Origin of the sequence: Haloarcula sp. CGMCC 1.6347, from assembly GCF_037078395.1 — an archaeon.
Taxonomy (GTDB): Archaea; Halobacteriota; Halobacteria; order Halobacteriales; family Haloarculaceae; genus Haloarcula; species Haloarcula amylolytica.
Genome location: NZ_JAYMGX010000002.1, coordinates 840,083 through 865,417, shown reverse-complemented (window position 1 = coordinate 865,417; position 25,335 = coordinate 840,083). Strand labels below are relative to the sequence as shown.

At 66.2% G+C, this 25,335-nt stretch carries 26 protein-coding genes; 11 read left to right on the top strand and 15 right to left on the bottom strand.

Features of this window, described 5'->3' with window-relative positions; genetic code table 11:
* Positions 1 to 23: 23 nt before the first annotated feature.
* Positions 24 to 1,127, top strand: coding sequence for an aminotransferase class V-fold PLP-dependent enzyme (locus tag VI340_RS12835; RefSeq protein WP_336358481.1), 1,104 nt, complete (start codon positions 24 to 26; stop codon positions 1,125 to 1,127).
* Positions 1,128 to 1,205: 78 nt separating this feature from the next.
* Complete coding sequence (locus tag VI340_RS12830) at positions 1,206 to 2,501, top strand: NUDIX domain-containing protein (protein ID WP_336358480.1); 1,296 nt, start codon at positions 1,206 to 1,208, stop codon at positions 2,499 to 2,501.
* Between the two features lie 24 nt (positions 2,502 to 2,525).
* On the opposite strand, the gene VI340_RS12825 is transcribed toward VI340_RS12830, so the two are convergent.
* Positions 2,526 to 3,272, bottom strand: coding sequence for an MBL fold metallo-hydrolase (locus tag VI340_RS12825; RefSeq protein WP_336358479.1), 747 nt, complete (start codon positions 3,270 to 3,272; stop codon positions 2,526 to 2,528).
* Positions 3,273 to 3,369: 97 nt separating this feature from the next.
* Here VI340_RS12825 and VI340_RS12820 point away from each other — a divergent pair, with 97 nt between their 5' ends.
* Together VI340_RS12820 and VI340_RS12815 are read left to right on the top strand one after the other, a co-directional pair.
* A complete protein-coding gene (locus VI340_RS12820; protein WP_008307766.1) occupies positions 3,370 to 4,506 on the top strand; it encodes a site-2 protease family protein in 1,137 nt (378 codons plus the stop codon).
* A 176-nt stretch (positions 4,507 to 4,682) separates the two neighbouring features.
* Positions 4,683 to 5,537, top strand: coding sequence for a ZIP family metal transporter (locus tag VI340_RS12815; protein ID WP_008307768.1), 855 nt, complete (start codon positions 4,683 to 4,685; stop codon positions 5,535 to 5,537).
* Between the two features lie 9 nt (positions 5,538 to 5,546).
* On the opposite strand, the gene VI340_RS12810 is transcribed toward VI340_RS12815, so the two are convergent.
* The 3 genes from VI340_RS12810 to VI340_RS12800 all read right to left on the bottom strand — a co-directional run bounded on the left by VI340_RS12810 (position 5,547) and on the right by VI340_RS12800 (position 7,404).
* Complete coding sequence (locus VI340_RS12810; protein WP_008307770.1) at positions 5,547 to 5,846, bottom strand: CPCC family cysteine-rich protein; 300 nt, start codon at positions 5,844 to 5,846, stop codon at positions 5,547 to 5,549.
* Between the two features lie 75 nt (positions 5,847 to 5,921).
* Positions 5,922 to 6,206 carry a DUF6360 family protein gene (locus VI340_RS12805; protein ID WP_008307772.1) on the bottom strand — a complete coding sequence of 95 codons (285 nt, stop codon included), beginning with the start codon at positions 6,204 to 6,206 and terminating at the stop codon, positions 5,922 to 5,924.
* A 34-nt stretch (positions 6,207 to 6,240) separates the two neighbouring features.
* Positions 6,241 to 7,404 (bottom strand): nicotinate phosphoribosyltransferase, encoded by a 1,164-nt coding sequence (locus tag VI340_RS12800; protein WP_336358478.1) that lies wholly within the window; start codon positions 7,402 to 7,404, stop codon positions 6,241 to 6,243.
* A 133-nt stretch (positions 7,405 to 7,537) separates the two neighbouring features.
* Between VI340_RS12800 and VI340_RS12795 the strand changes: the two genes are divergently transcribed.
* Positions 7,538 to 8,335 (top strand): DUF3592 domain-containing protein, encoded by a 798-nt coding sequence (locus VI340_RS12795; protein WP_336358477.1) that lies wholly within the window; start codon positions 7,538 to 7,540, stop codon positions 8,333 to 8,335.
* Between the two features lie 28 nt (positions 8,336 to 8,363).
* Here the strand turns inward: VI340_RS12795 and VI340_RS12790 are convergent, their stop codons facing one another.
* A complete protein-coding gene (locus VI340_RS12790) occupies positions 8,364 to 9,722 on the bottom strand; it encodes an Hvo_1808 family surface protein (protein WP_336358476.1) in 1,359 nt (452 codons plus the stop codon).
* Positions 9,715 to 11,172, bottom strand: a complete 1,458-nt coding sequence (locus VI340_RS12785; RefSeq protein ID WP_336358475.1) for an Hvo_1808 family surface protein — start codon at positions 11,170 to 11,172, stop codon at positions 9,715 to 9,717. Before VI340_RS12785 ends, VI340_RS12790 begins: the two co-directional genes overlap by 8 nt.
* A 157-nt stretch (positions 11,173 to 11,329) precedes the next feature.
* On the opposite strand from VI340_RS12785, the gene VI340_RS12780 reads away from it, so the two are divergent.
* Positions 11,330 to 11,902, top strand: coding sequence for a cysteine hydrolase family protein (locus VI340_RS12780; protein ID WP_336358474.1), 573 nt, complete (start codon positions 11,330 to 11,332; stop codon positions 11,900 to 11,902).
* A gap of 105 nt (positions 11,903 to 12,007) precedes the next feature.
* Here the strand turns inward: VI340_RS12780 and VI340_RS12775 are convergent, their stop codons facing one another.
* The gene (locus VI340_RS12775) at positions 12,008 to 12,865 is read right to left on the bottom strand and encodes a hypothetical protein (RefSeq protein ID WP_336358473.1); all 858 of its coding nucleotides are present in this window, start codon (positions 12,863 to 12,865) and stop codon (positions 12,008 to 12,010) included.
* Between the two features lie 223 nt (positions 12,866 to 13,088).
* Between VI340_RS12775 and VI340_RS12770 the strand changes: the two genes are divergently transcribed.
* Both VI340_RS12770 and VI340_RS12765 read left to right on the top strand, forming a co-directional pair.
* Complete coding sequence (locus tag VI340_RS12770) at positions 13,089 to 13,772, top strand: lipoate--protein ligase family protein (protein WP_336358472.1); 684 nt, start codon at positions 13,089 to 13,091, stop codon at positions 13,770 to 13,772.
* Positions 13,773 to 13,796: 24 nt separating this feature from the next.
* Positions 13,797 to 15,128 (top strand): dihydroorotase, encoded by a 1,332-nt coding sequence (locus tag VI340_RS12765; RefSeq protein ID WP_336358471.1) that lies wholly within the window; start codon positions 13,797 to 13,799, stop codon positions 15,126 to 15,128.
* On the opposite strand, the gene VI340_RS12760 is transcribed toward VI340_RS12765, so the two are convergent.
* The 5 genes from VI340_RS12760 to VI340_RS12740 form a co-directional block, all read right to left on the bottom strand.
* Entirely contained in the window at positions 15,120 to 15,485 is a 366-nt protein-coding gene (locus tag VI340_RS12760; RefSeq protein WP_336358470.1) for a DUF7268 family protein, read from the bottom strand. The two genes, VI340_RS12765 and VI340_RS12760, sit on opposite strands and share 9 nt — an antisense overlap.
* Positions 15,485 to 16,414, bottom strand: a complete 930-nt coding sequence (locus VI340_RS12755) for an ABC transporter permease (protein WP_008307786.1) — start codon at positions 16,412 to 16,414, stop codon at positions 15,485 to 15,487. The genes VI340_RS12760 and VI340_RS12755 overlap by 1 nt, the downstream gene beginning before the upstream one ends.
* Positions 16,411 to 17,493: an ABC transporter permease gene (locus VI340_RS12750; RefSeq protein ID WP_336358469.1), complete on the bottom strand. Its 1,083-nt coding sequence runs from the start codon at positions 17,491 to 17,493 to the stop codon at positions 16,411 to 16,413. Before VI340_RS12750 ends, VI340_RS12755 begins: the two co-directional genes overlap by 4 nt.
* A gap of 20 nt (positions 17,494 to 17,513) precedes the next feature.
* On the bottom strand, positions 17,514 to 19,250 hold the full coding sequence (locus VI340_RS12745; RefSeq protein ID WP_336358468.1) for an ABC transporter substrate-binding protein: 1,737 nt from the start codon (positions 19,248 to 19,250) through the stop codon (positions 17,514 to 17,516).
* Between the two features lie 97 nt (positions 19,251 to 19,347).
* A complete protein-coding gene (locus VI340_RS12740; RefSeq protein WP_336358467.1) occupies positions 19,348 to 22,020 on the bottom strand; it encodes an ABC transporter ATP-binding protein in 2,673 nt (890 codons plus the stop codon).
* Between the two features lie 86 nt (positions 22,021 to 22,106).
* On the opposite strand from VI340_RS12740, the gene VI340_RS12735 reads away from it, so the two are divergent.
* Positions 22,107 to 22,625 carry a DUF7529 family protein gene (locus VI340_RS12735; protein ID WP_014041360.1) on the top strand — a complete coding sequence of 173 codons (519 nt, stop codon included), beginning with the start codon at positions 22,107 to 22,109 and terminating at the stop codon, positions 22,623 to 22,625.
* A gap of 33 nt (positions 22,626 to 22,658) precedes the next feature.
* Here VI340_RS12735 and VI340_RS12730 read toward each other — a convergent pair whose 3' ends face one another.
* Positions 22,659 to 23,084: a hypothetical protein gene (locus VI340_RS12730; protein ID WP_336358466.1), complete on the bottom strand. Its 426-nt coding sequence runs from the start codon at positions 23,082 to 23,084 to the stop codon at positions 22,659 to 22,661.
* Between the two features lie 11 nt (positions 23,085 to 23,095).
* A complete protein-coding gene (locus tag VI340_RS12725; RefSeq protein WP_008307799.1) occupies positions 23,096 to 23,827 on the bottom strand; it encodes a DUF5806 family protein in 732 nt (243 codons plus the stop codon).
* Between the two features lie 115 nt (positions 23,828 to 23,942).
* On the opposite strand from VI340_RS12725, the gene VI340_RS12720 reads away from it, so the two are divergent.
* Both VI340_RS12720 and VI340_RS12715 read left to right on the top strand, forming a co-directional pair.
* Positions 23,943 to 24,314, top strand: a complete 372-nt coding sequence (locus VI340_RS12720) for a universal stress protein (protein WP_008307800.1) — start codon at positions 23,943 to 23,945, stop codon at positions 24,312 to 24,314.
* Positions 24,311 to 24,832 (top strand): GNAT family N-acetyltransferase, encoded by a 522-nt coding sequence (locus VI340_RS12715; RefSeq protein ID WP_008307801.1) that lies wholly within the window; start codon positions 24,311 to 24,313, stop codon positions 24,830 to 24,832. The genes VI340_RS12720 and VI340_RS12715 overlap by 4 nt, the downstream gene beginning before the upstream one ends.
* Here the strand turns inward: VI340_RS12715 and VI340_RS12710 are convergent.
* On the bottom strand, positions 24,829 to 25,269 hold the full coding sequence (locus tag VI340_RS12710) for a universal stress protein (RefSeq protein WP_008307802.1): 441 nt from the start codon (positions 25,267 to 25,269) through the stop codon (positions 24,829 to 24,831). The two genes, VI340_RS12715 and VI340_RS12710, sit on opposite strands and share 4 nt — an antisense overlap.
* Positions 25,270 to 25,335: the final 66 nt, after the last annotated feature.

The window sequence follows — 25,335 nt, the reverse complement described above, 5'->3', positions numbered from 1 at the left end:
CGTCGGGGGCCATCGAAACGGACATGGACCCAGCCGAGCTCCGAGCGTCGATTCCAGCACTCGAACGGTGTACGTACTTCAACACGGGGGCAAGCGGGCCGACGCCGCGCCCCGTAGTCGACGCTGCGACGGCGTTCCTCGAACGCCACGCCTTCGACGCACCTGCCGGTGACGGCCCTTACACGGTTGCGTGGGACGCTATCGCGGCGGCCCGCGAAGTCGTCGCCGGGCACATCGGAACCGAGGCCACCAACGTCGCGTTCACTCGGAGTACCGCCGATGGGGTCAACATGGTTGCGGGGGCTATCGACTGGCAGCCCGGCGACGTGGTGGTCCGGACCGACCTCGAACACCCCGCCGGAACGCTCCCGTGGGACCGGCTGGCCGACACCCACGATATCGAGGTCCGCGTACTGGAAACCGAGGGTGGTCGGATTGACATGGCTGACGTGAAAGACGCCGTGGCCGACGCCAGACTGGTGGCGCTGAGTTCGCTCACCTGGACACACGGGACCAGACTCCCGGTCGGGGACGTCGTCGACGTGGCCCACGACGCCGGCGCGCAGGTGCTCGTCGACGCCGTCCAGTCCGTCGGGCAACACCCTGTGGATGTGACCGAATGGGGCGCGGATTTCGTGGCTGCTGCGGGGCACAAGTGGCTGCTTGGTATCTGGGGCGGCGGGTTCCTCTACGTCGACCCGGACGCGTACAGCCGGTTGCGCCAGACTCGCATCGGCTACCGGAGCGTCGAGAATCCCACTGGGGCCGGATATGAATACTACGAGGGTGCGCGCCGGTTCGAGGTCGGCACCACCTCGCCGGTCCCGTACGTTGCGCTCGCGAACGCTATCGAGACGGTCGAGGGGGTTGGATTCGATACGATCCAGCCCCGTGTCGAACGCCTGACTGACCGGCTTAAGGACGGCCTCGACGACCGACTGCTGAGCCCACGCGACTACGAGTCGGGACTCGTGACGTTCACTGCCGACGACCCCGAGGCGACCGTCGAGCGACTCGCGGCGGAGGGTGTCATTATCAGGTCGCTCTCCCACCCCGAAGCGCTCCGGGCGTCGGTCCACGCGTTCAACACGGCTGACGACATCGACCGCTTGCTCGACGCGCTGTAGTTCTCTCAACGCGTCCCGCCTCGACTGTGGCTCTCACTGGCCCGGACTTTCTTGCCCCGGCCAGCCGTTCACGCCCGTATGGAGACACGCCCCGTCGTGACGTGCTTCCTGCGTAGCGAGGGCGAGGTGTTGCTGTTGCGCCGGAGCGATGCAGTCGGCTCGTATCAGGGCCAGTGGAGCGGGGTCGCGGGACACGTCGCCGACGACGCTGGCCGGGACCGGGACCCGGAGACGGCCGCGCGGGCCGAAATCGACGAGGAGACCGGGCTGGCTGACGCGGTTACGCTCGTCCGTCAGGGCGACCCGTTTCGGGTCGCTGACGACGACCGGGGCGTTCGATGGGTCGTTCATCCGTTCCTGTTCGACTGTGCGGCCCGCACAGTCGCGACTAACGAGGAGACGACCGAGACTGCGTGGGTCCACCCGCCCGAGATACTGGTCCGCGAGACGGTCCCGCGGCTGTGGACCTCCTGGGACCGCGTTCGCCCGCGAGTGGCGACAGTACGCGAGGACCGGACCCACGGCTCGGCGTGGCTGTCGCTCCGGGCGCTGGAGGTGCTGCGCGACGAGGCCGCCCTGGCTGACGCCGGACGGAGCGACGACATTGAGACGGCCGAACGGGACGGCGACGGCTGGGACGCGCTCGCCGCCCTTGCCGCCGAAATACGTGCGGCGCGTCCCTCGATGGTCGTCGTCGCGAACCGTCTCGACCGAGCGATGGCTACCGTCACCGGCGAGTCGCCGGCGGCCGTCGAGCGGGCCGCGACCGAGACGCTGAGCCGCGCGGTGACCGCCGACCGCGTCGCCGCCGCCGTCGCCGCCGAGCACGTCGGTGACCGCCTCGCGACGCTGTCTCGCTCCGGGACAGTCCGTGCCGTGGTCGACGCCGCTGCCCCAGAGGCCGTGCTCGTCGCCGAGTCACGGCCCGGGGGTGAAGGCGTCGGCGTCGCGGAGACGTTCGCCGACAGCGCCGCGGTGACGCTGACTACTGACGCGGCGTTCGGTCACGAACTGGATGCGTGGAACGCCGACACGCTCATCGTCGGGGCCGACCGCGTCCTTCCGGATGGCCGCGTGGTCAACAAAGTTGGTACCCGTCCCGCGGCGCTGTCAGCGGCCGCCGCGGACGTGGACTGCTACGCCGTGTGTGCGACGGACAAGTTCACGCCGCGCGCTGCGTGGGACAGGGAGGAACGCGACTCCTGGGAGGTGTACGACGGTGACGCCGATATCTCAGTGTCGAATCCTACCTTCGATGTGACACCGGCGTCGGCGGTGACGGTCGTCACCGAGCGCGGCGTGCTCGGGCCGGACGAAATCGAGGAGGTCGCCGACGCCCATCGGGATCGGAGCGAGTGGGCCGAACGCGGGTAAGATTCGAGATGTGCGGGCACTCGCTCACTGCTCGTCCAGCACGACCGGGACGCCGGCCTCGGCCACGTCGGCGGCGAACTCCCTGGAGTCGGCTTCGAGGTTGGAGAAGGTGTTGTAGTGGACCGGCAACACGAGGTCCGGGTCGATAGTCGCGGCCAGGGCGGCGGCCTCGTGGCGGTCCATCGTCGCCCGCGGGCCGATGGGCGGACACAGCAGCGACACCTCAAGGGTCCGATGCCCCGGCAGTACGTCCGAATCACCCGGATAGAACGCCCTGGTCCCCTCGACGGCGACCATGAAGCCACAGCCGAAGCCCTCCGGGTGGTAGGGTGTTCCATCGGGGAGCGTATGCGGCCCGTCAGGTTCGTTATACGCTGGCGTGGACCAGATGGGCACGTCCTTGACCGTCGTTTGTGATTTCATCCCGACCTCGACCACGTCGTAGGGGAGCGAGGACAGCGGCGGGAGGTCCCGGTCGCCGACGCGCTCGTCGATGCCCTCGTAGGCGACGACTGTCGCGTCCTCGCTTGCGACGCGCTCGATGCCGTCCGGGTCGTAGTGGTGGACGTGGGTCACACACACCACGTCGCCGTCCTCCGGCCGATAGTCGCTGCTGGGCGGATGGCCGATACCGTCCGTGTGGGGCTCCCACTCGCCGGTGAGCACGCCGTACCGGCCGGGGTCGACGTACACCACCGTGTCGTCGCTGGCGAACCGGAGCGTCGCGTACCCCAGCCAGTCGACGGTCAGCCCGTCGTGTCGAACTGTCATTAGGTGTCCGTACACGCTACACCCTGAATAAGGCCGCTACTCGTCGGCGTCATCCCTAGTCAGAAGTTATACCCGGCCACTGTTCGTTTGGCTTCCCGTGCGAAACTTCCACATCACGACGGTCTGGGGGATTCCGATACGAGTCAACGTCTCGCTGTTGATTTTCCTGCCGGTGCTGGCCTGGATTATCGGTAGCGGGGCTCAGATATCGGTGTACGCCGGCATCGTGAGCGCTCTCTCCGGCGTGACGCTCGACCTCACGGTGCTGACCGCGGGCCAGACGCCGTGGCTCATCGGCACCGCCGCGGCGGTGGGTCTGTTCGCCAGCGTCGCACTGCACGAACTGGGCCACGCCTGGGCGGCGATGCGCTACGGGCTCCGGGTAGAGTCGATCACGCTCTGGATTCTCGGCGGCCTCGCCAGCCTCGAATCCATGCCCAAGGAGTGGAACCGGGAACTCGTCATCGCGCTGGCCGGCCCAGCCGTGAGTATTCTGACCGGGCTCGCCTGCTACGCCGCGCTGTTCGCCCTGCCGGCGGGCGCGCAGGTGACACTGTTCGTCGTTGGCTGGCTGGCCGTCACCAATCTCTTCCTCGCCGTGTTCAACATGCTGCCGGCGTTCCCGATGGACGGCGGCCGCGTCCTCCGGGCGCTGCTCGCGCGGAAGCGGCCCTACGCGACGGCGACCCGCATCGCCGCTCGAATCGGGACCGGGTTCGCCGTGCTGTTCGCCGTCGTCGGCGTCCTCTCGTTCAGCCCGCTGCTGTTGCTGCTCGCACTGTTCGTCTACGGTGCTGCGTCGAGTGAATCCCGCACGGTTGCCCTGGCCGCCCTGCTGGAAGGGCTGACCGTCGACGACGTGGCCAGCCCGCTCGACGCGACTATCGAGGCCAGCGCCAGCGTCGAGGACCTCGTCGACCGGATGTTCGCCGACCGGCGGACGGAGTTCGCTGTCACGCGCGGCGGCGACGTGGTCGGCGTCGTCACTGTCGGCGATTTCAGGGAACTCTCGAAGGCCGAACGTGAGGCCGACACCGTCGCCGACCTGATGGAGACCGACCTGCCGCGCTTTGCCTCGGAGACGGCCGCTTTCGACGCGCTCGTCCAACTCGACACCGCCAGAGCCACCGCCGCCTTCGTCGACGGCCCCGAGGGGACCCGTGTGGTCTCCCGCGAGGACTTCTCCAGCGCGATGGAGATGCAGCGGCTCGTCGGGTCGCCGGAACCGTTCTAACACAGCGTTTACTCGCTCGAATATGGTCCCTACCAGTAGAAGGCGCTACCTGAAGCCGGCTGGACAACCTGAGCGAGCCGGGGTTTTCCGATCTGTACGGGGACGACACCAGAACCTGAGACGCCCCCTCCCGACTGCCGGTACATCCAAGAGGGGGCGACGTCCACTACTCGACAATGCAATCCGGGTTCGTCGACCTGTTCGTCGACCTCGTCGGCACCGACCCGCTGATAAACGGCCTCGTCGGCGGGGTCATCATCGCAACGATGAACCTCTTCGGCGCGTCGCTCGTGCTGGTCTGGCGTGACCCTTCGGAGCGGGCGCTGGACACGGCGCTGGGCTTCGCCGCCGGCGTGATGCTGGCCGCCGCGTTCACGAGCCTCATCATCCCCGGTATCGAGGAGTACTCGGCCGGAAATCCGATTCCGACGCTCGTCGGCGTCGCGCTCGGCGCGCTGTTCCTCGACCGGGCGGACGGCCTCGTCCCGCACGCCCACTACCTCCTGACCGGGAGCCGCCGGTCGGACGCGGCCAACCCCAGTCAGGACCTCTCGGTCGACGAGTCGAAACTGACGGGCGTCATCCTGTTCATCCTCGCGATCACGCTGCACAACGTTCCTGAAGGGCTGGCCGTCGGTGTCGGCTTCGGCGCGGCCGCCGGCGACCCGCTCCGGATCGGGGGCGCGATTTCGCTGATGCTCGCCATCGGCATCCAGAACATCCCCGAGGGGCTGGCCGTCTCCGTCGCGGCAATCAACGCGGGTCTGGACCGGCGACTCTACGCCGTCTTCACCGGGATTCGTTCCGGCGTCGTGGAAATCCCGCTCGCGGTGCTCGGCGCTGTCGCCGTCGTGACCGTCGAACCGCTCCTGCCCTACGCGATGGGGTTTGCGGCGGGCGCGATGCTGTTCGTGATTTCCGACGAGATAATCCCCGAGACGCACCAGCGCGGCTACGAACGCGTCGCGACGCTCGGCCTGATGGCCGGCGTCATCGTCATGCTGTATCTGGATATCGCGCTCGCGGCCTGAGTTCGGGCACTACCCCTCGTAGGGCCAGTTCGGGTCGCGGTCGAGGCCCGTCGGCTCCTCGCAGTCCCCGGCCTCGTCGGGGGAACACGCCCCGTGTTCGCTGAAGTTCTCGCGCGCTTCCGTCAGCGACACATGGTTCGTATCGCTGACGAACTCCGCGTCGCCGAACTGGATTGGGTCGTCGAGCCAGTGACACACCGGACACATCTCGTACGACCCGGGCCGCCCCTCGGGGAGTGTCTGGTAGCCACAGCACGGGCAGTAGCCCAGCTCCCGTGCGGCTGGATTACCGGGCGTCTCGGTTGACATATCTCGTGGTATGTGTTTTCACACCATAGAATTACCGAACCGTCGTAACGACTGAATGTAACTGAGAGTGACAGACTACTCCGACTGTGCGTCTTCGACCTTCCCTGCGTATTCCTCCAGTTCGGTTGCCAGTTCGCGGGCTTGGGCCGCCGACAGCGTCACCGAGTCCGCATGTGGTTTCACCGCGTCGAGGTCGGTGTTGTCCATCTCTAACTGGAGTTCGACGTGGTCCGGGTTCTTCCGCGGCGCGGTCACGTTCAGCACGGCCAGGGCCTCCTCCTCGAAGCCGTGGCCCTCTACCTCACCGTCGAGCAGGTCGAAGGTCGTGTACGCGTTGACCTTCATGATGCGGTCGACCATACCCCGTATTTGCAGGCCCGAGACTTAACGCCCGTTACTCGGCCGCGGTCACGCCCTCATAGCCGACCCGTTCGGCGTCCGCAGCCGCGCGGTCGATGGCCCCGTCGAGGTCGAACTCCCTGACGACTTCCCCGTCACGAATCAGTGGTTCCAGTAGCGACTCGGCGTCCGCTGGCCCGTCGCGGTCGGCCAGACCGATGTGGTGGCCGCCGTCGGCGGTGCGGTACACGGACTTTCTGCCCGTGAGCTTCCCCCGCTTGGCCGCCGGCTCGCCGTCCAGTTCGACGATGTCCAGCGCGAAGTCCAGCGGATCGGCGTTGGCGACGTAGCTCCCGACGCCGAAGCCGTCGGCCACGTCCCGAAGCTCTCGCATGGTTGCCGGAGTGATACCGCCCGAGAGGAACAGGTTCACGTCCTCGTGGCCGTAGGCGTCCAGCGTCCAGCGCACCTCTCGGACGATGTGGCGGAAGTCCCCGCGGCGCGACCCGGTGGTATCCAGTCGGACGCCCGCGAGGTCGTCGACGGCTTCCGCTGCGCGGAGGGCTTCGTCGGTCTCGTCGCTGTAGGTGTCCGTCAGCGCGATGCGCGGCGTCTCTTCCGGCACAGCGGCGTCGAAGGCCTGCCACGCCGCTTCCTGGTTCCCGCGGCCGAAGCAAATCATCAGCGCGTGGGGCATCGTCCCACCGGCCTCCCGGCCGATGATTTCTCCCGCGGCGACGTTCGAGATGCCGTCGAGGCCGCCCAGCAGCGCCGACCGCTCGACCATCGCGCCTATCGATGGGTGGACGTGCCGCGAGCCAAAGGAGAGAACCGTCGACTCCGGTGCGGCGTACCGGGCTTCTAGCGCCCGCGTCGCGACGCCAGTCGGATGCGAGAGAAAGCCAAGCAGCGCCGTCTCCAGGCGACAGAACTCCCGGTACGGCCCCTCGATTCGCATCACCGGGCCGCCGTCGAACAGTTGGCCCTCGGGGAGCGCGTCCACGTCGACGGGTCGCCCCTCCAGCAACGCGGCGGCGTCTTTCAGCCCCGCCAATAGCTTCCACTGCCCCGTTGCGAACTGGTTCGCCGTCACCTCGGTGACCACGTCCGGGTTCTTTCCCGCGTGTTCCAGCGCCTCCATCGTCCGGTCGAAGTAGGCGTCGGTCGCCCGCCCCTCGCGAATCGCCTCTGGCGAGACGACGTCGAACTCCTCGGTCATTGGGTGGTCTAGGACCGGGGGCCTGAAAAAGCGGTCCGATTGGCGGTCGCGAGATGCCGTTTTCAGCACGTCGCGGTCTTCCGAGGATTCGCACTCGTAACGCTTTCTGCGGTACCGCAGGTATCCACCGGGCGTGCTCAGTCCTCGCCGCTCCGTCGCCCTCCTGTTAGCGCTCGCGCTGCTTGCGACCGGGACCATCCTCGGCGGTTCTCAGTACCGGACCGCGACTGGCTATGCCACGACGACAGGCACGGTCGAGGCTAGCGAGATGGACACGTACACCGAGATCGGACGACCGACGCTGGGTGGCAATCAGCACTACCGGCCGAACGTGACCTACACCTATCGCGTCGACGGCCAGGCCTACACGGGTCGCGACATCGCTTTCGGGTCCGACATCGACACGAACCGGCGGGACCGCGCCGTGCAGGTGCTGTCGAACTACGATACGGGGGCGTCGGTACCCGTCTACTACAACCCGGACAGTCCCGGTGACGCCTACCTCGTTCAGCGCTTTGACTTCTTTCCCGCTGGCGTCCTGATCGCGTTCGGCCTCCTGCTGCTCGGCGACACATTGACGCCGCGAACGCGGTGGCTACGGTTCGTCCTCTCACGGATTCCGCTGAACCGGGACGAGCGCGACCCGTTTTCACAGTCCGATACCGGTGGTGACGTTCCGGACGACCCCACGCGGATTCTCGACCGAGACACCGCGGACGGCGGGAGCAAGGACGCCACGGGGGACACAGACGCACCAACCAGCGGCCGCTGGACCGTCGCCCTCTGGGCCGTCTGTGGCCTCGCTTCGCTCGGGACGGTCGCCGTCTATCTCGCTGTCTCGCGGCCACCGTACGACCTGACTGCGTACGCGACAGCTCTCGTCACCGTCATCGGATTCGGCCGCTTCGCGTACCGTCGCACGCTCGGTTAGCCGGCGCTCGCCCGCTGACGCGCCGCATTCAGCCTGCTGGCTGGTGAATCTCGTCGAGGTCGCTCACCGTCGGCCCGTTGACGATGCGGACGGTCTTGCCGGACCGGACGACGCGGAAGGCGTCGTTAAACTGGTCGTCCGCCGGGACGACGTAGACGTTGCTTCGGGGCTGGCTGGCGTCGTGTTCCTCGGTCAGCGCCGCTCGATACGCCTGTGCGAACTCGCTGGCGTCCTCCTCGGTGTCCCAGCGGGTCTCCCAGACGTAGCCGTAGCCGCCGGAGCCGTTGCGATACGGTACGACGAGGTCGCCGCCCCAGCCCGCCGATATCTCGCTCTCGTAGCTGTAGCGGTCGCCCTCCGTCTGGCCGTTGTGGTACATCATCGCGTAGATCGAGGTCTCCCCGACCGTGTCGCCGACCGGGTCGTGGTCGAAGCGGCTCCACTCCTCGTTCGAGCGGTCCGCGACGCTGACGTTCACGGGCTTCTCATCGGGATATTTCTCCGGGTGGAGCACCTGCTCGGTGCTATCGGGGAAGTCGTCGTGAAGGGCGTCGACGGCGTCCCAGCTGCCGTCAGAGCGCACCTGGTCGACGAACCGCGGCCCGGTGACGTAGGGCTGGTAGAGGACGGTGAACAGCCCCTCGTTGTAGCTCGGTTCCTGGCTGGCGTCGTCTCCGTCGCTGCTTCCGCCGTCGTCACTGGCCCGGTCCGGGAGGGCGATACAGCCCCAGCCGTCACCACAGCGGCGCTCGTAGAGGATGCGGACGTAGTTGGCCTCGCCCTCGGTGACGCCTTGCCGAGACAGTTGCGTGTCCTGTGTCTTCGCGGACCCGTTCAGCCCGAAGTGCTGGTCCTGCAGGGCGTGAACGAGTTCGTGTGAGAGCGTCCGCCGGTCGACCTGTGGCGTCTCTGTCGGGCTGACGATGACGATTTCGTCCTCGCTCGGTGAGTAGTAGCCCTGAACCGTCGTCGAGAGCGTGTCGTCGATTTCGTCGCTGCTGCCCGAATCCTCGCCGATGAGCAGAAGCGCTTCCCACACCTGGTCGTTCCAGGGGTCCTGTGGACGACTGCTGCCGCCGCCCTCGTTGCCCCCAGACCGGTTCTGGTACTCCGACCGGGAGATGACCGAAACCGGGACCGGCTCTTTGAACTCCAGGTCGCGGACCTGCTCGACGCGGGCCATCGTCCGGGCGACGACGGCCTCCCGTTCTGTCTCGTTCAAGCCGTCGTCAGTCGTCACCGACACCGAGTCGTCGTACCAGTAGCCGTTCTCGTAGCCGATGGCGTCTCCCCCGTTCGGTGTCTCGGGGTGGTCGCTGCCGCCGAAGGACGGGACTGTACAGCCCGCCAGGACGACCGCCAGCACAATGAGCAGTTCCTTACGCATCGTGGACCTCGTCGAGTTCGTCGGCCGTCGGCGCGTTCACGACGGTGACCGTCTCCCCGTCGACTCTGACGGCGACAGCGTCGGTGTAGGGACTGTCTTCCTCGATGAGCCAGTGGCCCTCCGCGGTTCTGGTGCCGCCCCAGTGGGCGATGACCTCCTCCCAGGCGTCGGCGAACTCGCGAGCGTCGGCCTCGCTGGCCCAGGTCGTTTTCCAGACGTAGGCCGTCTCGTCGCCGTTGTCGTAGACGTGCATCCGGCCGCCCTGCCAGCCGTCGGTCGCGGGCAGGTCGTAGTTGTACGGGTCGTCGCTGTCCAGCGATCCGTCCTCGTAGTTGATGACGTCACGCGTCCGGACGACGCTCGACTCGTTGTAGTCGTCGGCGATAGTGTACGCCATCGATCCGGCGATGGCAGAGGGGCCGACGACGGCGTAATCGGGGCGGTCCCGGTCGGTCGAGGGCCTGACCCGCTCCCAGTCGTCGCTGGACCGGTCCGCAAGCGAAACTGACTCGGGTTCCCATTCGGGGTAGCGCTCGGAGTAGGTCACTTCGGCGGCCCCGTCGGGATAGTCGTCGTAGGCGTCGTTGACAGCACTCCAGCCGCCGCGGTCTCGGAGATCTCCGATCAGGCCGGGACCGTCGCTATAGGGGAAATACTGCATGAAGTTGATGCCGAAGTGGCGGTCGCCGCCGCCACCGCCGCTCTGGGCGGGCCTGTCGATACAGCGCCACGCCTCCCCACAGCGGTCGGTGTAGGTCTGGGTGACGGCGACGGCGTCGCCTTCGACCATTCCGTTTCGACCCTGCACCTGATCCCGCGTCCGCGCGTCACTTTCGAGACCGAAGTGCTGGTCCTGCAGGGCGTGGACGAGTTCGTGGGCCAGCGTCCCCCGGCTTATCGTCGGCGTCTCGGAATCGCTGACGATGACGATTTCACCGCGCTGGCTGCTGTAGTAGCCAAGCACGCTCTCCCCGCGGTTGCTGTTCTGGACGGCGATGGAGTCGCGGTCCTCGCCGATGAAAAACAGCGCCTCGAACTTCGCGTTGTCGAACCGACGCAGCGAATCGCCGGTTTCGCCGCCGCCCGTGTTGTTTCGATACTCGGCTCGCGAGACGACGGAGACCGGCACTGTCTCCTCGAACTCCAGCCCGCGAATCCGCTCGACGCGGGCCATCGTCCGGGCGACGACGGCTTCCCGCTCTGTCTCGTTCAGTCCGTCCTCGGTTGTTACCGACAGCGATTCGTTGTACCAGTAGCCGTTCTCGTAGCCCAGCCGGTCCGTCGCAGGCGCTGGCGGGGCGGAGTCGTTGCTCCCGTAGTCGGTCGCGGGCTCGCTAGCAGTCAGGTCGTCGCCACCGGTTTCCATCTCGGGCGACGCACTGGGTGCCTGACAGCCCGCCAGTAACAGCACAACGGCACAGAGAACGATGAGGGCGAAAGGGCGACGCATCTACCTTTAGAGTGGGTTACCACAGTGAAAAGTCACACGCTAATCGCGGGAACATTCGTCGGTCGGAGACCGCGTTTCGACCGTCTGCATCTGTTCTCGCATTTCAGAAAGCTCCGGGGGAGTAACTTTCGTAGTCAACCCAACTCAACACCCGCACATGGAACTCGACCCAGCACAGACCGCTCTGGTCGTCGTCGATATGCAGAACGGCTTCTGTCACCCCGATGGAAGCCTCTACGCACCGGACAGCGAAGCGGCTATCGAGCCCTGCGCCGAACTCGTCGGGCGCGCCCGTGAGGCCGGCGCGAAAGTCGTGTTCACTCGCGACGTCCATCCACCCGATCAGTTCGAGGACACCCACTACTACGACGAGTTCGACCGGTGGGGCGAACACGTCGTCGAAGGTTCCTGGGAGACCGAACTCGTCGAGGACCTCGACCGGCAGGACGAGGATCTGGTCGTCGTCAAGCACACCTACGACGCCTTCTACCAGACGGAACTGGAGGGGTGGCTCGACGCCCACGGAATCAAGGACCTGGCTATCTGTGGCACGCTCGCGAACGTCTGCGTGCTCCACACCGCCTCTAGCGCCGGCCTGCGCGACTACCGCCCGGTCCTCGTCAAGGACGCCGTCGGCTACATCGAGGAGGACCACCGCGAGTACGCACTAGACCACGCCGACTGGCTGTTCGGCGAACTGACCGACCGAGACGAACTCGCCTTCGCCTGACGGATGGCTGGGGACCCTGCTCGCGGCGACGTGGCCGAGGTCAAGGAAGATCCCGAGTACGACCTGGACTTCCGCGCACATCCCGAGCGGTACGACAAACCATAGTCACAGCGACGCCTTGTCACCGGTCGTGGCCCGCTCGATGGTTACCTGCACCTCGTCACCGACGGCGAGGTCGATGCCTTCGCCGACGAGCTTCGCGCCGAAGCGCTCGCGGCCACAGAACAGCGCGATGCCGGTTATCGGTTCGCCGTTTGCCAGCACGGTCAGGTCGTCCCATGCGACCGTTCGGCCATCGGCCGTCCCGACACGCGTTCCGGCGATAGCGGTGGCCGCTGTCCCCCTGCTGGCCAGCAATCCACCGCCCGAGTAGTGGGGGAGGCCACCGTCGAGAACGCCCGACTCGTCGCCATCGACGTCGTTGGCGATGCCGACAAAGGACTCGCCCGGAGCCGGATGTGCAGGTTCGTCCAGTCGAACCCACGTCTCGCCGCCGTCGACGACAGTGCCGGTCCCGTCCCAGGACAGCGGCGTCACGTCGACGGCCACGTCGACCGGCAGCGACCCCGACGCCCGGTAGGGGTTGGCGTCCGGGGCTCGGAAGCCGAGGTGGATGTGGTTCGGGACCCACGGCGCGAAAAAGCCCGCCCGGACCAGCTCCCCGAGGTCGTCGCCGACGGCCACCGTCTCGCCGGGTTCGACGGCGGGGTCGACGTGCAGCAGTCGCGCAACGGTGTCGCCGGTATCGACCAGAATGAGGTGGTCGTGCTCGGCGGCGTATGCCTTCGGCGGAGCCTGCACTGTCTTCGTGTCGAGCACTTTGCCGGCGACCGGCGACGGCGCGCGGTCGCCGTCGGGATAGAGGTCGATGGCACACCCCTCGTCGTGGGCGTCGAACGGCGAGTTGTACAGGGAAAACCGGTAGTACTGGACGAGCACGTCCCGCGGTATCGTGACGGGCATCGACGGCGATTAGGGGTGTACCGCTATGGCTCTGTCGTCCGAGGGTTCAAGACCCATGCCGGGGCCACCGCTTCGTGTGCGCTGACGAGGACCGCGGCGGGGGCAGCGGGAGCGCGACACGTCCCGCCGCGATAGCTGTGTGTCGCCTGTTCGCTATCCGCCGCTGAGGGGTATCTGCTTGACCGGCAGATCGTTTTAAGACCGAGGGGCCGCACGGTCCGCTATGCGTCTGCTACGGGGCCGCGCCGCCGACCCGGAAACCGACTTCGAGCGGACCCGCGAGATGGCCGAGACGGTCGCCGAAGACCGCGAGCCAGCTCTGCGAGCCTGGCGACCGCACAGACAGGTCGCGTTCGGCCGCCGCGACACGAACAGCGACGGCTACGACCGAGCACGCCGGGCCGCTCGCGACCGGGGGTACACCGTCATCGAGCGCGCCGTGGGGGGTCGCGCCGTCGCCTACACCGGGTCGACCGTCTCGTTTTCGCTCGCCGTCCCGACCGATGACCCGCGAGGGACCATCGACGACCGCTACGAGTGGGCCAAAGCCGCTGTGCAGCGCGCGCTCGACGACTGCGGAATCTCCGCTCGGACGGGCGAACCGGACGCCTCCTTCTGTCCGGGGAGCCACTCGCTCCAGGCCGACGGCAAGATTGCCGGGCTCGCCCAGCGCGTCCGCCAGTCCGTGGCTGTCGTCGGCGGTATCGTCGTCGTTCGGGACCACGAGTCTATCGCCGAGGTGCTGGCTCCCATCTACGAGGCGCTCGACGTTCCGTTCGACCCGATGAGCGTCGGGAGCGTCGCCAACGCCGGGGGGACCGACGACCCCGACCGGGTCATCGCGGCGCTGGAGCGGTCGCTGGCTGACGGCCGCGACGTGTCGGTGAGCGCTATCCGAGAGACTTAGGGGTGCGCCCGGCCGACTGGGCGTATGCTCATCCGTAACGCGACGCTGCCGGACGGTCACCAACGCGACATCCGGGTGCGTGGCGAGTCCATCGTCGAAGTCGGCCGCGACCTCGACGCATCCGACCAGCACGTCATCGAAGCGACTGGAAAGCGTCTGTTCCCGGGAATGATCGACGCTCATGTTCACTTGCGCCAGCCCGGCTACCCCCACAAGGAGACGTGGGAGAGCGGCTCACGGTCGGCGGCGGCCGGCGGCGTCACGACTGTCGTCGACCAACCAAACACCGACCCGCCGACCGTCGACGGTGAGGCGTTCGACCAGAAAGCCGAGTTCGCCGCCGACTCCGTCGTCGACTGGGGTATCAACGGCGGCGTCACGGCCGACTGGATTCCGAACGTCCTCCTGCGCCGTCGCCTGTTCGCGCTCGGCGAGGTGTTCCTCGCGGACTCCACCGGCGACATGGGTATCGAGGCCGACTTGTTCGCCGACGCGCTGGAGGCCGCTGCTGACAACGACGTGCCGGTCACGGTCCACGCCGAGGACGCCGACTACTTCAACGACGACGCGAGGGCCCGCGACGACGCCGACGCCTGGAGCGCGTTCCGGACCGCGAAAGCTGAAGAAAAGGCCGTCGAGCGGGCCTGTTCCGTCGCGAAAGAGCACGACACGACCATTCACATCGCGCACACCTCCACGCCGGAGGGCGTCGACATCGCCAGCGAGGCCGGGATGACGACCGAAGTGACGCCCCATCACTTGCTGCTCTCTCGGCGCGACCTCTCCGAACTGGGGACGTTCGGACGGATGAACCCGCCCCTGCGCCGCGAGAAGCGCCGCCAGAAGCTCTACGAGCGTGTTGTCGACGGCACCGTCGACATGATCGCGACGGACCACGCGCCACACACCCGCGAGGAGAAGGACGCCAGCATCTGGGACGCTCCGTCGGGCGTCCCTGGCGTCGAGACTGTTCTCCCGCTCCTACTGGCTGAAGCACGCGACCCGGACAGCGGCCTCACCTACGAGCGCGTTCGCGACCTCACCGCACGAAATCCCGCCGACGTTTTCGACATCCCGCAGAAGGGGGCCATCGAAGCCGGCAAGGACGCCGACCTCGTGCTCGTCGACACGACCGAGACGAGCGAGATCAGCGGTGAGACGCTCCACTCGAAGTGCAACTGGACGCCGTTCGAGGGCCGTGAGGCGGTGTTCCCCGAATGGACGATGGTCCGGGGGACAGTCGTCTACGAGCGCGGCGACGCGCTGGAAGCTGCCGACAGCACCGCGCAAGAGGACGTGTTCTACGACCATCAGGGCGAGAACGTCCGCGGCGCGGACGGCGAACGGCTAGAGTAGCGCCGCGACGACGGACGTCCCGACCATTATTCCGCCGCCACCGCCACAGAGACGGGCCATTGCCCGCCGCGAGTCGCGCTCGGTCCAATTGCTTCGCGTGCCCATGTGTTCCTGCATGGCTTCGATGCCGCGGCCGGCGAGTATCGACCCCGACCAGCCCAGCAGGCCGAAGCCGAACACCAGTGCGCCGAGGGCGAACACCGTCGCTTCACTCGACCGCACATCACCGGTGTAGAGCGTCCAGCCCGCCGTTCCGAGGCCGCCAAGCGCCAGACCGACGACAAGGCCACTCCCCACCAGTCGTGCCCGGGCCGCAACGTACTGCCGGAGTCGGGGTGGGTCACCGCTCTGGGCCATCAGTCGATGGCATCACGCATCCGCGGATCGAGCGCGTCGCGCATCCCGTCGCCGAGGAGATTGAACCCGAGGACGGTGATAGCGAGGAACAGCCCCGGGAAGAAGGAGAGCCACCACTCGCCGGTCAGCAGGCCGTTCTCGACACCGCGAGAGAGCATCAGGCCCCACGATGGCGTCCCGGCCTGTGCGCCGAACCCGAGGAAAGACAGCGCCGCGAGGTCGATGATGGCGAGCCCGAAGTTCAGCGTCGACTGGACGGTGATCGGCGCGAGCGTGTTCGGCAGGATGTGACGGACGAGAACTCGCGGGTCGGTCGCGCCAAGCGCAACTGTGGCGTCGACGTACTCGTCTTCGAGCACTTTGAGCGCGGCCCCGCGGACGACTCGGGCGAACCGCGGCGTGTACACCAGCACGAGCGCCACCACGGCCCGCCAGAGACCGAGGTCCCGCGGGAAGATGGCGACCAGCGCGAGCGCGAGCAATAGCGGCGGGAACGCAAGCAGCACGTCCATCGTCCGCATGATGACGTTGTCGGTCACGTCGCCGTAGTACGCCGCAATAATACCCAGGCCGACACCGACGGTAGTCGATGTACCGACGGTAATCGTCCCGAACTTCAGGGCCAGCCACGCGCCGTACAGGCTCCGCTTGTAGATGTCACGGGCCGCCGCGTCCGTCCCGAACAGTTGTTGATTCGCGGGCGCGGGACCGAGCCAGCCGGGCGGTGCGCGGTCAGCGATCTCGGTACCGAGCTGTGAGCCGGCAAGCGCGCCGAGGTCGTAGGTCACGCGGGCGTAGATGGCGACAGCGGCCATGCCGAGGATGATCGTCAGCCCGACGACGGCGAGGCGGTTCGTCAGCAGGTCGGCGAGGAACGGGGACGCCCGCAGGCGTCCCAGCGTGCCCCGTGTCTCGGTGTCCGTACTCATTGTTGAATCCGTGGGTCGAGGTAGCTGTAGGTGACGTCGACGAAGAGGTTCACGAGCGTAAACAGCAAGGCGAAGGTGAGCACCGTTCCCTGCACGACCGGGTAGTCCGAGACGCCGATGGCGGTGACGATAGTCAGCCCCATCCCGTTGATGCCGAACACGGTCTCGGTCAGGACTGCCCCGCCCAGCAGCGTCCCGAACTGGATGCCGATGACGGTGACGACCGGAATCAGCGCGTTCCGGAAGCCGTGTTTCATCAGCGTGATTTTCGCACCCTGACCCTTCGCCCGCGCGGTCCGGATGTAGTCCTGCCGGATGACTTCGAGCATCGAGGAGCGCATCATCCGCGAGATGAGCGCCGTCGAGTAGACGCCGATGACCACCGCCGGCAGGAACAGGTGATGCGCCGCCGAGAGGAAGGCCTCGGTGTTTCCGAGCAGGATCGTATCGACCGTTATCATCCCGGTCAGGGGCAGTTCCCGGCCGAACAGCGTCCAGGTGTCGGGCAGAAACAGCGTTGAGGCGATACGCCCGCTGGTCGGGAACACGTCGAGGTACGTCGAGAACAGCAGGATGAGCAGCGGACCGGACCAGAATATTGGGACCGAGATACCTGTCAGCGCCCCGATCCGGGTGACGTGGTCTGTCAGCGAATCCTGCTTGACCGCGGAGATGATGCCCAGCGGCAGGCCGAGCAGGATGCCCGCCGCCTGACCGTAAATCGCGAGTTCGAGCGTGATCGGGAGTCGGTCGGCGATGACCGAGCGGACGCTGTTACCGCGGCTAATGCTGTAGGACTGTCCGAAGTCGAACCGTGCTGCGTCCCACAGGAAGGTCAGGTACTGCTCCCAGAGCGGCCGCCGAAGTCCCAGTTCAACACGTATCTGTTCGAGCTGTTCGGCTGACGCACGTTGGCCGGCGATAATGACAGCCGGGTCGCCCGGAGCCAGGTGGAGGATCGCGAAGACGACCGACGCGACGCCGAACAGCACCGGGATGAGCAACAGCAGTCGCTTGATGACGAACCGTGGCGGTACCACCGGCTCAGCCAGCCTGAAAAGAAACTGTGTCCAGTTCATTCGGAAGTTCCCTTGAAGCGCTACTGCAGCTCGACCGTGTTAAGATACGGGCCACCGACGGAGCTGATCGTGTAGGTGTCTTCGACGACAGCCTCGTTGACCGCCCGGAGCGTCTCGGCGTAGTCGAGGAACACCCACGGGGACTCGTCGTAGGCTATCTGGCTGGCCTCTTCGTACATCGTCTCGCGGTCGCCCTCCGCGTAGGTCTTCTGGGCTTCCCGGACCAGTTCCATGTAGTCGGCGTTGGCCCAGCCGGACACGTTGAGGGTGTTGTACCCGTCGGCGTCGAAACTGACCCAGTCCTGCCCGTCGGGCACGGCGTCCATCTCGACCTGTGGGTCCAGCAGGACGTACAGGAAGTTGTCCGGGTCGGCGTTGTCGGTGTACCAGCCGAGGAAACACGCGTCGTGTTTCCCGGCCGACGTGTAGTCCAGATACGGCCCGAAGTTGGAGAACTGGTTGATGTTGACCGTCAGACCGATTTCCTCCAGATCAGACTTCACCTGGTTCGCCGTGTTGACCGGGCTGGGGTTGTATCCGCGGGGGTTCGAGAACGTCGCGAGTTCGAACTCGAAGCCATCGCCGTAGCCCGCCTCTTCGAGCATCGACTGGGCCTGCTCCTTGTCCGTCGGATACGGATCGAGGTCGTCGTTGTGCCCGAGCACGTCCGGTGGGAGCGGCTGGGAGGCCTGGGTCGCAAAGCCCTGGTAGATCTGGTTGACGATGGCCTCGGTGTTGACGGCGTGGGCGATGGCCTGGCGGACCTGCCGGTCCCGGAACGGCTCGAACCGGGCCATGTTCATCGCCATGTAGCCGTGGTTGATGCCGTCCTTCCGCAACAGCGTCGCCGTCCCGCTTTCCTCGGCGCGCTGGAATCCGGAGGAGTCGAGGTTGTCCGTGATGTGTGAGGCCCCGTTGATGACGTCCTGCACTCGCGTGCTGTTTTCGGTGATGGTCTTGAAGATGACCGTTCCGACGTTCGGGCCGTCACCCCAGTAGTCGTTGTTGGCCCGCAGTCGGATGCGCTCGTTCGGGTTGTCGAGCGTGTCGAACTGGAAGGCCCCGGTGCCTGCGGGTTCGCTTCCGAGGTCAGTCTGGTTGTCGCCCAACGACTCGATCTGGGCTTTCGAGAGGACTGCCGAGGCGAACATCGCGAGGTTCCGCAGGAACGGCGCGAACTGCTGTGTAAGCTCGATTGTCAGCTCGTAGTCCTGGCTCGCGTCGACGCTTTCGATCCAGTCGCCGAGCGTGAACGGGCCGTACCCCGACCGGGTCTCGTCGCCGAGGTAGTACTCGTAGTCGCTCTGGGTGAACCGCTGCCAGGTCGCCTTGAAGTCTGACGCGGTGAACTCCTCGCCGTTGTGGAAGGTGACACCTTCGCGAAGCGTCAGCGTCGCGGTAGTTCCCTCGAGAGTGTAGTCGGTCGCGAGCGCGTCTTCGAGTTGGCCGCCGCTCCCGGCCGCGAACTGGATGAGGGTGTCAAACACCTGATTGGTTACCTTCGCCACCTCGCCGCTGGTCGACTGCTGTGGGTCGTAGCTTTCGGGGTGGTCACCGCGAGCGTACACGAGCGTCTGGTCGCTCCCACCGTCTCCGCCGTCACCGCCGTCGCTACCAGTGCCGTCGCCACCGTCTCCACCTTCGGTTCCGCCACCATCGCCGCCGTCGCCGGAACAACCTGCGAGCGTTGCGGCTGCCGCGGCACTGCCGGCCGCGGTAAGGAAGCTCCGTCTGTCCAGAGAATCACCGGATGACATGGGACTTTGTTCAAACAGATATATTATAATTGTACCGGATAGATCAATGATTCTGCTATATATCTCCTGAGAGTTATGTGCAGCTAAGTAATATTATTCAGTTACTGCTTTCGTCCTCCTGTTCGTAGAGGTGACACGCTGCTGGATGGGAGTCCGGTTGTAGTTCGGGGTGCTGTGTCTCACAGACGCTCTCGAACCGATCCCGTAGCGCCGACGCGGCGGCGTCCCAGTCCTCGTCCGCGAGATGCTCAATCGACGTTTCGACGACGCGGCGGTTCTCTCCGGTCAGGCTCGTTTCGAAGAACCGGTCGAACATCGTCTGTTTGAACGCTGCCATCGGTACCTCCCCCCTGCCGCTCGGCGGCTCGGTAAGGTCCGCGCCACCGTCCGTCGCCGCTGTGGCACTGTCGGCTTTTCGGGCCTGCTTCCGAACTGCATCGATGGCGATGGCCTCGTCCTCGACCCGTTGCCGGTAGTCCATTACCTCGCGGTACGTCTCCTGTTCGATGTCGATGTCGGGCGGGATGACTTCGGGACAGCGTGTCCGGAAGTGACAGCCCGACGGCGGGTCGATCGGCGACGGGACGTCGCCTTTCAGCAGTATCCGGTCGGCCTCCACGGTCGGGTCCGGTTCTGGGATCGCCGACATGAGCGCCCGCGTGTAGGGGTGTTTCGGGTCCGCGAACAGGTCCGGGGTGTCGGCGATTTCGACCACCTCACCGAGATACATCACCGCGACGCGGTCGCAGATGTGGCGCACCACCGACAGGTCGTGGGCGATAAACAGATACGTCAGGCCGAACTCATGCTGGAGGTCCTCCAGAAGGTTGATTATCTGTGCCTGGACGCTCACGTCCAGCGCCGAAACGGGTTCGTCACAGACGATGAAATCGGGGTCGACGGCGAGCGCGCGAGCGATACCGACCCGCTGGCGCTGTCCACCTGAGAGTTCGTGCGGGTAGCGGTCGTACTGGTCGGGGTCGAGCCCGACCGCCTCCATGAGGTCGGCCACGCGGTCGACCCGCTGTTCCCGGCGTGAGCCGTCACCGGTGTCTTCCGGGAGATCATGAATTTTCAGCGGCTCCATGATCGTCTGGCCGACTGTCATCCGCGGGTCGAGGCTGGACATCGGGTCTTGGAAAATCATCTGCAGGTCCCGACGCACCTCTCGCAGGCCATCCTTGTCGAGGTCCGCGAGGTCTTGGCCGGCGAAGACCACGGTCCCGTCTGTCGGTTCTAGCAGTCTGAGGATGGTCCGGCCGGTCGTCGATTTCCCACAGCCGGACTCGCCGACGAGCCCCAGCGTCTCGCCCTCGTAGATGTCCATCGAGACACCGTCGACGGCTTTGACGGACTCTGGCTCGCGCCCGATGTACTTGTCCAGCAGGTCGTCGGCCCGCGAGAAGTGCTTTTTCAGCCCGTCAACCTCCATGAGCCGTCTGTCCGTTCGCGTCGTCTCTGTCGCGGCGACGCCGGCGTCACCAGTGCCGTATTCGTCCGTGTCGAACGATTCGAGGATACATTTCGAGTGGTGGGTGACGTCGTCCGGCCCGTGCTGGAGATACGGAATCTCGCCCTCGCGACACTCGGGCTCGGCCCACGGACAGCGGTCAGCGAAGTGGCACCCTTCGGGCATGTCGATGAGGCTGGGAACGTTTCCTTCGATCGGAGTCAGCCGCTCCGTTCCCTCGCCCGGTATCGATTCCAGCAGCGTGTACGTGTAGGGATGTGACGGGTTCTGGAATATCTCCTCGACCGGCCCCTCCTCGACGATTTCGCCGGCGTACATCACGGCGACGCGGTCGCAGGTCTCCGCGACGACGCCGAGGTCGTGCGTGATGAACAGGACCGACATCCCGAGGTCCGCCTGGAGGTCGTCGATGAGGTCCAGAATCTGTGCCTGGATAGTCACGTCGAGCGCCGTCGTCGGCTCGTCGGCGACGAGCAGCTTCGGTCGGCACGCAAGCGCGATGGCGATGAGGACGCGCTGGCGCATCCCGCCGGAGAACTCGTGGGGGTACTCGTCGACGCGGTCGGCCGGCTCCGGGATTCCGACCTCTTCCAGCAGCGAGATAACGTCCGACCGGATCTCCTCGTCCATCTCGCTGCCCCGGCTGAGCGAGGGCGTAATCTCCCGGACGGCGTTGAACCACGAGTCGTTCCGCTTGCTCCCGTAGCGGTGGAGGCGCAGGCTCTCCGCGACCTGCTCGCCGACCGTTATCGCGGGGTTCAGCGACGTCATCGGGTCCTGGAATATCATCCCCATATCGCCGCCGCGGATGTCCCGCATCACCCGCTCAGGGGCTGCCGTCAGATCGACGTAGCCATCGGTAATCGTGACGGGCGCGTCGCCGCTCTCCGGAAGAGCCTTTTTCGGAGCTTTCCGAATGAACTGCTCGGCGAGCGCCTTGTCGTCAGCCGTCGTCGAAACCGAGTCGGGGAGCCGGCCCCGGTCGACCGTCGCCGCGTCGATGGTGATGAACCCGCTGTCGCCGTCGGCCGTCCGTACTGCCTTCGGATACTGCCGAGACAGCCGTGTGACTGTCTCAAGCGCGCCGAACCGGATCTCCCCGCCGGCGATGTGTCCGGGCTCGTCGACGATATCCATTGCCGATAACGCTGTGACGGATTTCCCTGACCCCGACTCGCCGACCAGACCGACGGTTTCGCCCTCCCTGACAGTGAGGTCGATGCCGTCGACGGCTTTGACGGTGCCGCGGTCCGTCTCGAACTGGGTTCGGAGGTCAGATAATGTTAAGAGGTCGCGCATCTGTCGCCTTCTTCTCAAAATACCAGTAAAACTGTTGTGCCACTGGCCCACCAACAATTTATCCCGGCCGCCGCCACACTCGACGTATGAACGACCCTGTCGACCCCGAGTCTAACCCCTTCGACCGTGTCGTCGGTCACTGGGAACAGGTCATCGAGGACATGGCGGCCACGGCGACACAGTACCGCGACGACGGGCGCGAGGCTATCGAACTCCACCCCGGAGACGTGGCGGTACTGACCGGCGAGCCGCGAACGATGGCTGAACAGACTGGCGAATACGAGCCGGAGACCCGGCGGCTCGGCTTCGATGTCGTGGTTCCCGGCGACGAGTTCCGGCGGGTCGCCGACGCGCTCGAAGACCGCACCGTCGAGCGCAGCGAGGTGTTCCGGGCGACCGACGACGGGATGGTGTTCCTGCTCGTCGCGCTGGAATGTGGCGACGACCTCGCCGTGCTCGTGCCGCTGTACTACGACAAGACCGACCGGGCGGACCTCTCGCAGGTCGCCGCCGATCACGGACTCTACTCACACATCCGACCGCTCACCGACGACGAGGTGGTCACCGTCTCCCACGAGGACCCCGAACCGTTCTTCCCCGAGTGAAACCTGGTTCCGGACGGGTCACAGACCGCTTAGCTACGAGGTCTCTCGAACTCGGGTCAGCCGGTACGCCGGCACGTCGAAGACGAGACCGTAGAGTGCCCGGTTGGTGATGACACCGACACCGAAGCCCGAGAGAACGGCCGCGAGTACGAGCGTCACCGACGCCTCGGAAAGCGTCACGAGGGCGGCAACCGCTCCAGCGAGCACGATGAACGCCGCCAGTGCGGCGACCTCCGGGTAGACGCCCGGGACCGCGTCGTGTTCGACGACAGCCACCGTGATCCCCGTCAGGAGTCCGAACCCGACAACTACCGCCAGTACGTCGACCAGTGCTGTCCCCGACTCCGCGTAGCCAAGCACCGCCCCGCCGATGCCAATGGCGAGGTCGGTCCGCAGCACTTTCTGTGTCGCTTCGTGGACCGACATCGACGGCTGTGTGTCGGGGTCGATACCGTCCATCTCAGCCGTGTCTACTCGTCGACTTGGAATTCATTCCCACACTCCGGACAACACACCTCGTCGTGTCGCAGCGCCGCGGACTGCTCGCGGACCTCCCGCATCACCGAGGAAATCCGGTCTTCGGCCTCCATCTCGTCCTCGACGGCGAGGTCGACGCCCTCGACTTCGAGGAGGAACTTTGCGACCTCGGTGGCCTCGTACATCACGTCGTCGAGGTCCTCGGCGGTGAAGAAGTCACACATCGCGCCGTAGAGGAAGGTTGCCCCCGCCTTCCGGACCTTGTCTTCGAAGGCCGCGCGGGCCTGGTTGACCGCCTGTGGCGTGTACGTGTCCGTCATGAACGGGACGAGTTCGGGCAGGTTCTCCCCGATCTTCGTCATCTCGACGCCCGTTTCGGTCCGGAAGTCGGCACAGAGGCGGGCGATGGCCCACTCGCGGGCGGTGATGTACGTCCGGTCCCGGAGGAAATCGTTCGCGCGGTCGTAGGTCCCGCCCTCGATCTTCTTGAAGCGGTCGTACTTCCGGACGTCGGACGGAACGTCACTGGCTGTGGCGGCCGTCGCCTCGCTGGCTGACTCAGCCGGTGCTGTCTCTTCGGTGGCCGAGTCGGCGGGGCCGCTTTCCGTGGTGTCGCCGTCGTCGGCCCCGTCATCCGCGGCCGCCGGGTCGTCCGGCTGGTGTCCGGCTGATCCGTCGTCTGCCGCCTCGACGTCCGTCTCGTCCGGCGGTGCGCCCTCAGTCATAGCCGGGAATGCGTGCCCGCGGTGAAAAAGGGTATCGCCGCCGCCCCGCTGTCATTGTCTCCAACCGACAGTTCAGCCGGGTGGATTTTTTACCGCTCCCATGCATGGCCCGACTATGAAAATACTGCTCGGTGTCGGGGGCAGCGAACTGTCCTACCAGGCACTGACTGAGACACTCGAACGCGTATCGGAAACAGGCGACGAGCTGACCGTCGCTGTCTTCGAAAACGGCGACATCGACGCCGACCTCGAAACGGTCCAGCAGCGGATACAGGAGCAGATCGACGAAAGCGGGCTCGAGCCGCCGATCCGCCACGTCGAAGGCACCTCTCCGGGCAGCGAGCTGGTGAACATCGCCGAGAGCGAGGAGTTCGATAGGATCGTCCTCGGCGGTGGCGGCCGCTCGCCGCTCGGGAAGATACAGCTCGGTCCCATCGTCGAGTTCGTCCTGCTGAACGCACAGACGCCAGTGACTCTCATCCGATGACTCGAACGTACCCAGACGAACCCGCCGAAGAGTTCCCACAGCCGCCGCGGACGATCACCGACCGCAAGGACCGTCCCATCGACGTCATTCCCGCCGACGACGCCGACACGGAGAGCCTCGTCGAGATGTATCTCGATTTCGACCCTGCCGACCGTGCGCAGGGTATCCCGCCGGTCAAAGAGGAAGCGATCCGTGAGTGGCTCGAAACGATCCTCGACGGCGACTGTGTAAACGTCGTCGCCAAACACGACGACACTGTCGCCGGCCACGCGACGCTGGTCCCGGACAACGAGGACGAGCACGAACTCGCTATCTTCGTGCTACAGGCCTACCAGGGCGCTGGTATCGGGACGGCGCTGGTCGAGACGCTGCTGGGTCACGGCCAGGCCGAGGGTATCGACCACGTCTGGCTCACCGTCGAGCGGTGGAACGACCCGGCGATATCGCTGTACGAGAAGGTCGGCTTCGAGATCAGTAGCGCCGAGAGCTTCGAGATAGAGATGGCGATCCGTCTCTAAACGGTGAGTACCGGCTGGCTGGCGTACTCGATGACGTAGATCGCCGCGCGCCCGACGGCCTCTTCGCCCTCGCTTCTCTCCTCGCGCGGGACGACGATGAAATCCGCGTCGACGTCCTCCGCTACGTCGAGGACGACGCTGCCCGGTGTCTGCATCAGTCGCGTCTCGGAGAACGCGGTCGCGGACGACGTTTCGAACGTGCCGTCGTGGACGTCGCGGAACCGTTCCCGGATGCTCTCGGTGAACGCTCGATGCTCCTCGGCGATCGCGGTTGCGCTCACGTCGCCGCTGTCGATATCCTGGTGGAGCCGTTCGTCGATGACGAACAGCAGGTGGAGATCGGCGTCGTACCGCTCCGCGACGGCGATCGCGTACTCGGCCGCTCGTTCCGACTGGTCGCTGCCGTCGACCGGCGCGAGTACGAGGTCGATGTCCATCACTCGCCAGTGCGGCCCCGGCCGGCAAAAATCCACCGAGGTTCGTGCCGACCCCGTGGCGTCATC

What these genes read in the sequence shown, in the direction of transcription:
- VI340_RS12735 (WP_014041360.1), top strand. Translation starts at nt 22,107, where the DNA reads ATGAACGACCCTGTCGACCCCGAGTCTAACCCCTTCGACCGTGTCGTC.
- VI340_RS12780 (WP_336358474.1), top strand. Translation starts at nt 11,330, where the DNA reads ATGGAACTCGACCCAGCACAGACCGCTCTGGTCGTCGTCGATATGCAG.
- VI340_RS12810 (WP_008307770.1), bottom strand. Translation starts at nt 5,846, where the DNA reads ATGTCAACCGAGACGCCCGGTAATCCAGCCGCACGGGAGCTGGGCTAC.
- VI340_RS12835 (WP_336358481.1), top strand. Translation starts at nt 24, where the DNA reads ATGGACCCAGCCGAGCTCCGAGCGTCGATTCCAGCACTCGAACGGTGT.
- VI340_RS12740 (WP_336358467.1), bottom strand. Translation starts at nt 22,020, where the DNA reads ATGCGCGACCTCTTAACATTATCTGACCTCCGAACCCAGTTCGAGACG.
- VI340_RS12815 (WP_008307768.1), top strand. Translation starts at nt 4,683, where the DNA reads ATGCAATCCGGGTTCGTCGACCTGTTCGTCGACCTCGTCGGCACCGAC.
- VI340_RS12825 (WP_336358479.1), bottom strand. Translation starts at nt 3,272, where the DNA reads ATGACAGTTCGACACGACGGGCTGACCGTCGACTGGCTGGGGTACGCG.
- VI340_RS12830 (WP_336358480.1), top strand. Translation starts at nt 1,206, where the DNA reads ATGGAGACACGCCCCGTCGTGACGTGCTTCCTGCGTAGCGAGGGCGAG.
- VI340_RS12785 (WP_336358475.1), bottom strand. Translation starts at nt 11,172, where the DNA reads ATGCGTCGCCCTTTCGCCCTCATCGTTCTCTGTGCCGTTGTGCTGTTA.
- VI340_RS12755 (WP_008307786.1), bottom strand. Translation starts at nt 16,414, where the DNA reads ATGAGTACGGACACCGAGACACGGGGCACGCTGGGACGCCTGCGGGCG.
- VI340_RS12790 (WP_336358476.1), bottom strand. Translation starts at nt 9,722, where the DNA reads ATGCGTAAGGAACTGCTCATTGTGCTGGCGGTCGTCCTGGCGGGCTGT.
- VI340_RS12800 (WP_336358478.1), bottom strand. Translation starts at nt 7,404, where the DNA reads ATGACCGAGGAGTTCGACGTCGTCTCGCCAGAGGCGATTCGCGAGGGG.
- VI340_RS12710 (WP_008307802.1), bottom strand. Translation starts at nt 25,269, where the DNA reads ATGGACATCGACCTCGTACTCGCGCCGGTCGACGGCAGCGACCAGTCG.
- VI340_RS12725 (WP_008307799.1), bottom strand. Translation starts at nt 23,827, where the DNA reads ATGACTGAGGGCGCACCGCCGGACGAGACGGACGTCGAGGCGGCAGAC.
- VI340_RS12765 (WP_336358471.1), top strand. Translation starts at nt 13,797, where the DNA reads ATGCTCATCCGTAACGCGACGCTGCCGGACGGTCACCAACGCGACATC.
- VI340_RS12745 (WP_336358468.1), bottom strand. Translation starts at nt 19,250, where the DNA reads ATGTCATCCGGTGATTCTCTGGACAGACGGAGCTTCCTTACCGCGGCC.
- VI340_RS12715 (WP_008307801.1), top strand. Translation starts at nt 24,311, where the DNA reads ATGACTCGAACGTACCCAGACGAACCCGCCGAAGAGTTCCCACAGCCG.
- VI340_RS12805 (WP_008307772.1), bottom strand. Translation starts at nt 6,206, where the DNA reads ATGGTCGACCGCATCATGAAGGTCAACGCGTACACGACCTTCGACCTG.
- VI340_RS12770 (WP_336358472.1), top strand. Translation starts at nt 13,089, where the DNA reads ATGCGTCTGCTACGGGGCCGCGCCGCCGACCCGGAAACCGACTTCGAG.
- VI340_RS12750 (WP_336358469.1), bottom strand. Translation starts at nt 17,493, where the DNA reads ATGAACTGGACACAGTTTCTTTTCAGGCTGGCTGAGCCGGTGGTACCG.
- VI340_RS12720 (WP_008307800.1), top strand. Translation starts at nt 23,943, where the DNA reads ATGAAAATACTGCTCGGTGTCGGGGGCAGCGAACTGTCCTACCAGGCA.
- VI340_RS12760 (WP_336358470.1), bottom strand. Translation starts at nt 15,485, where the DNA reads ATGGCCCAGAGCGGTGACCCACCCCGACTCCGGCAGTACGTTGCGGCC.
- VI340_RS12775 (WP_336358473.1), bottom strand. Translation starts at nt 12,865, where the DNA reads ATGCCCGTCACGATACCGCGGGACGTGCTCGTCCAGTACTACCGGTTT.
- VI340_RS12730 (WP_336358466.1), bottom strand. Translation starts at nt 23,084, where the DNA reads ATGGACGGTATCGACCCCGACACACAGCCGTCGATGTCGGTCCACGAA.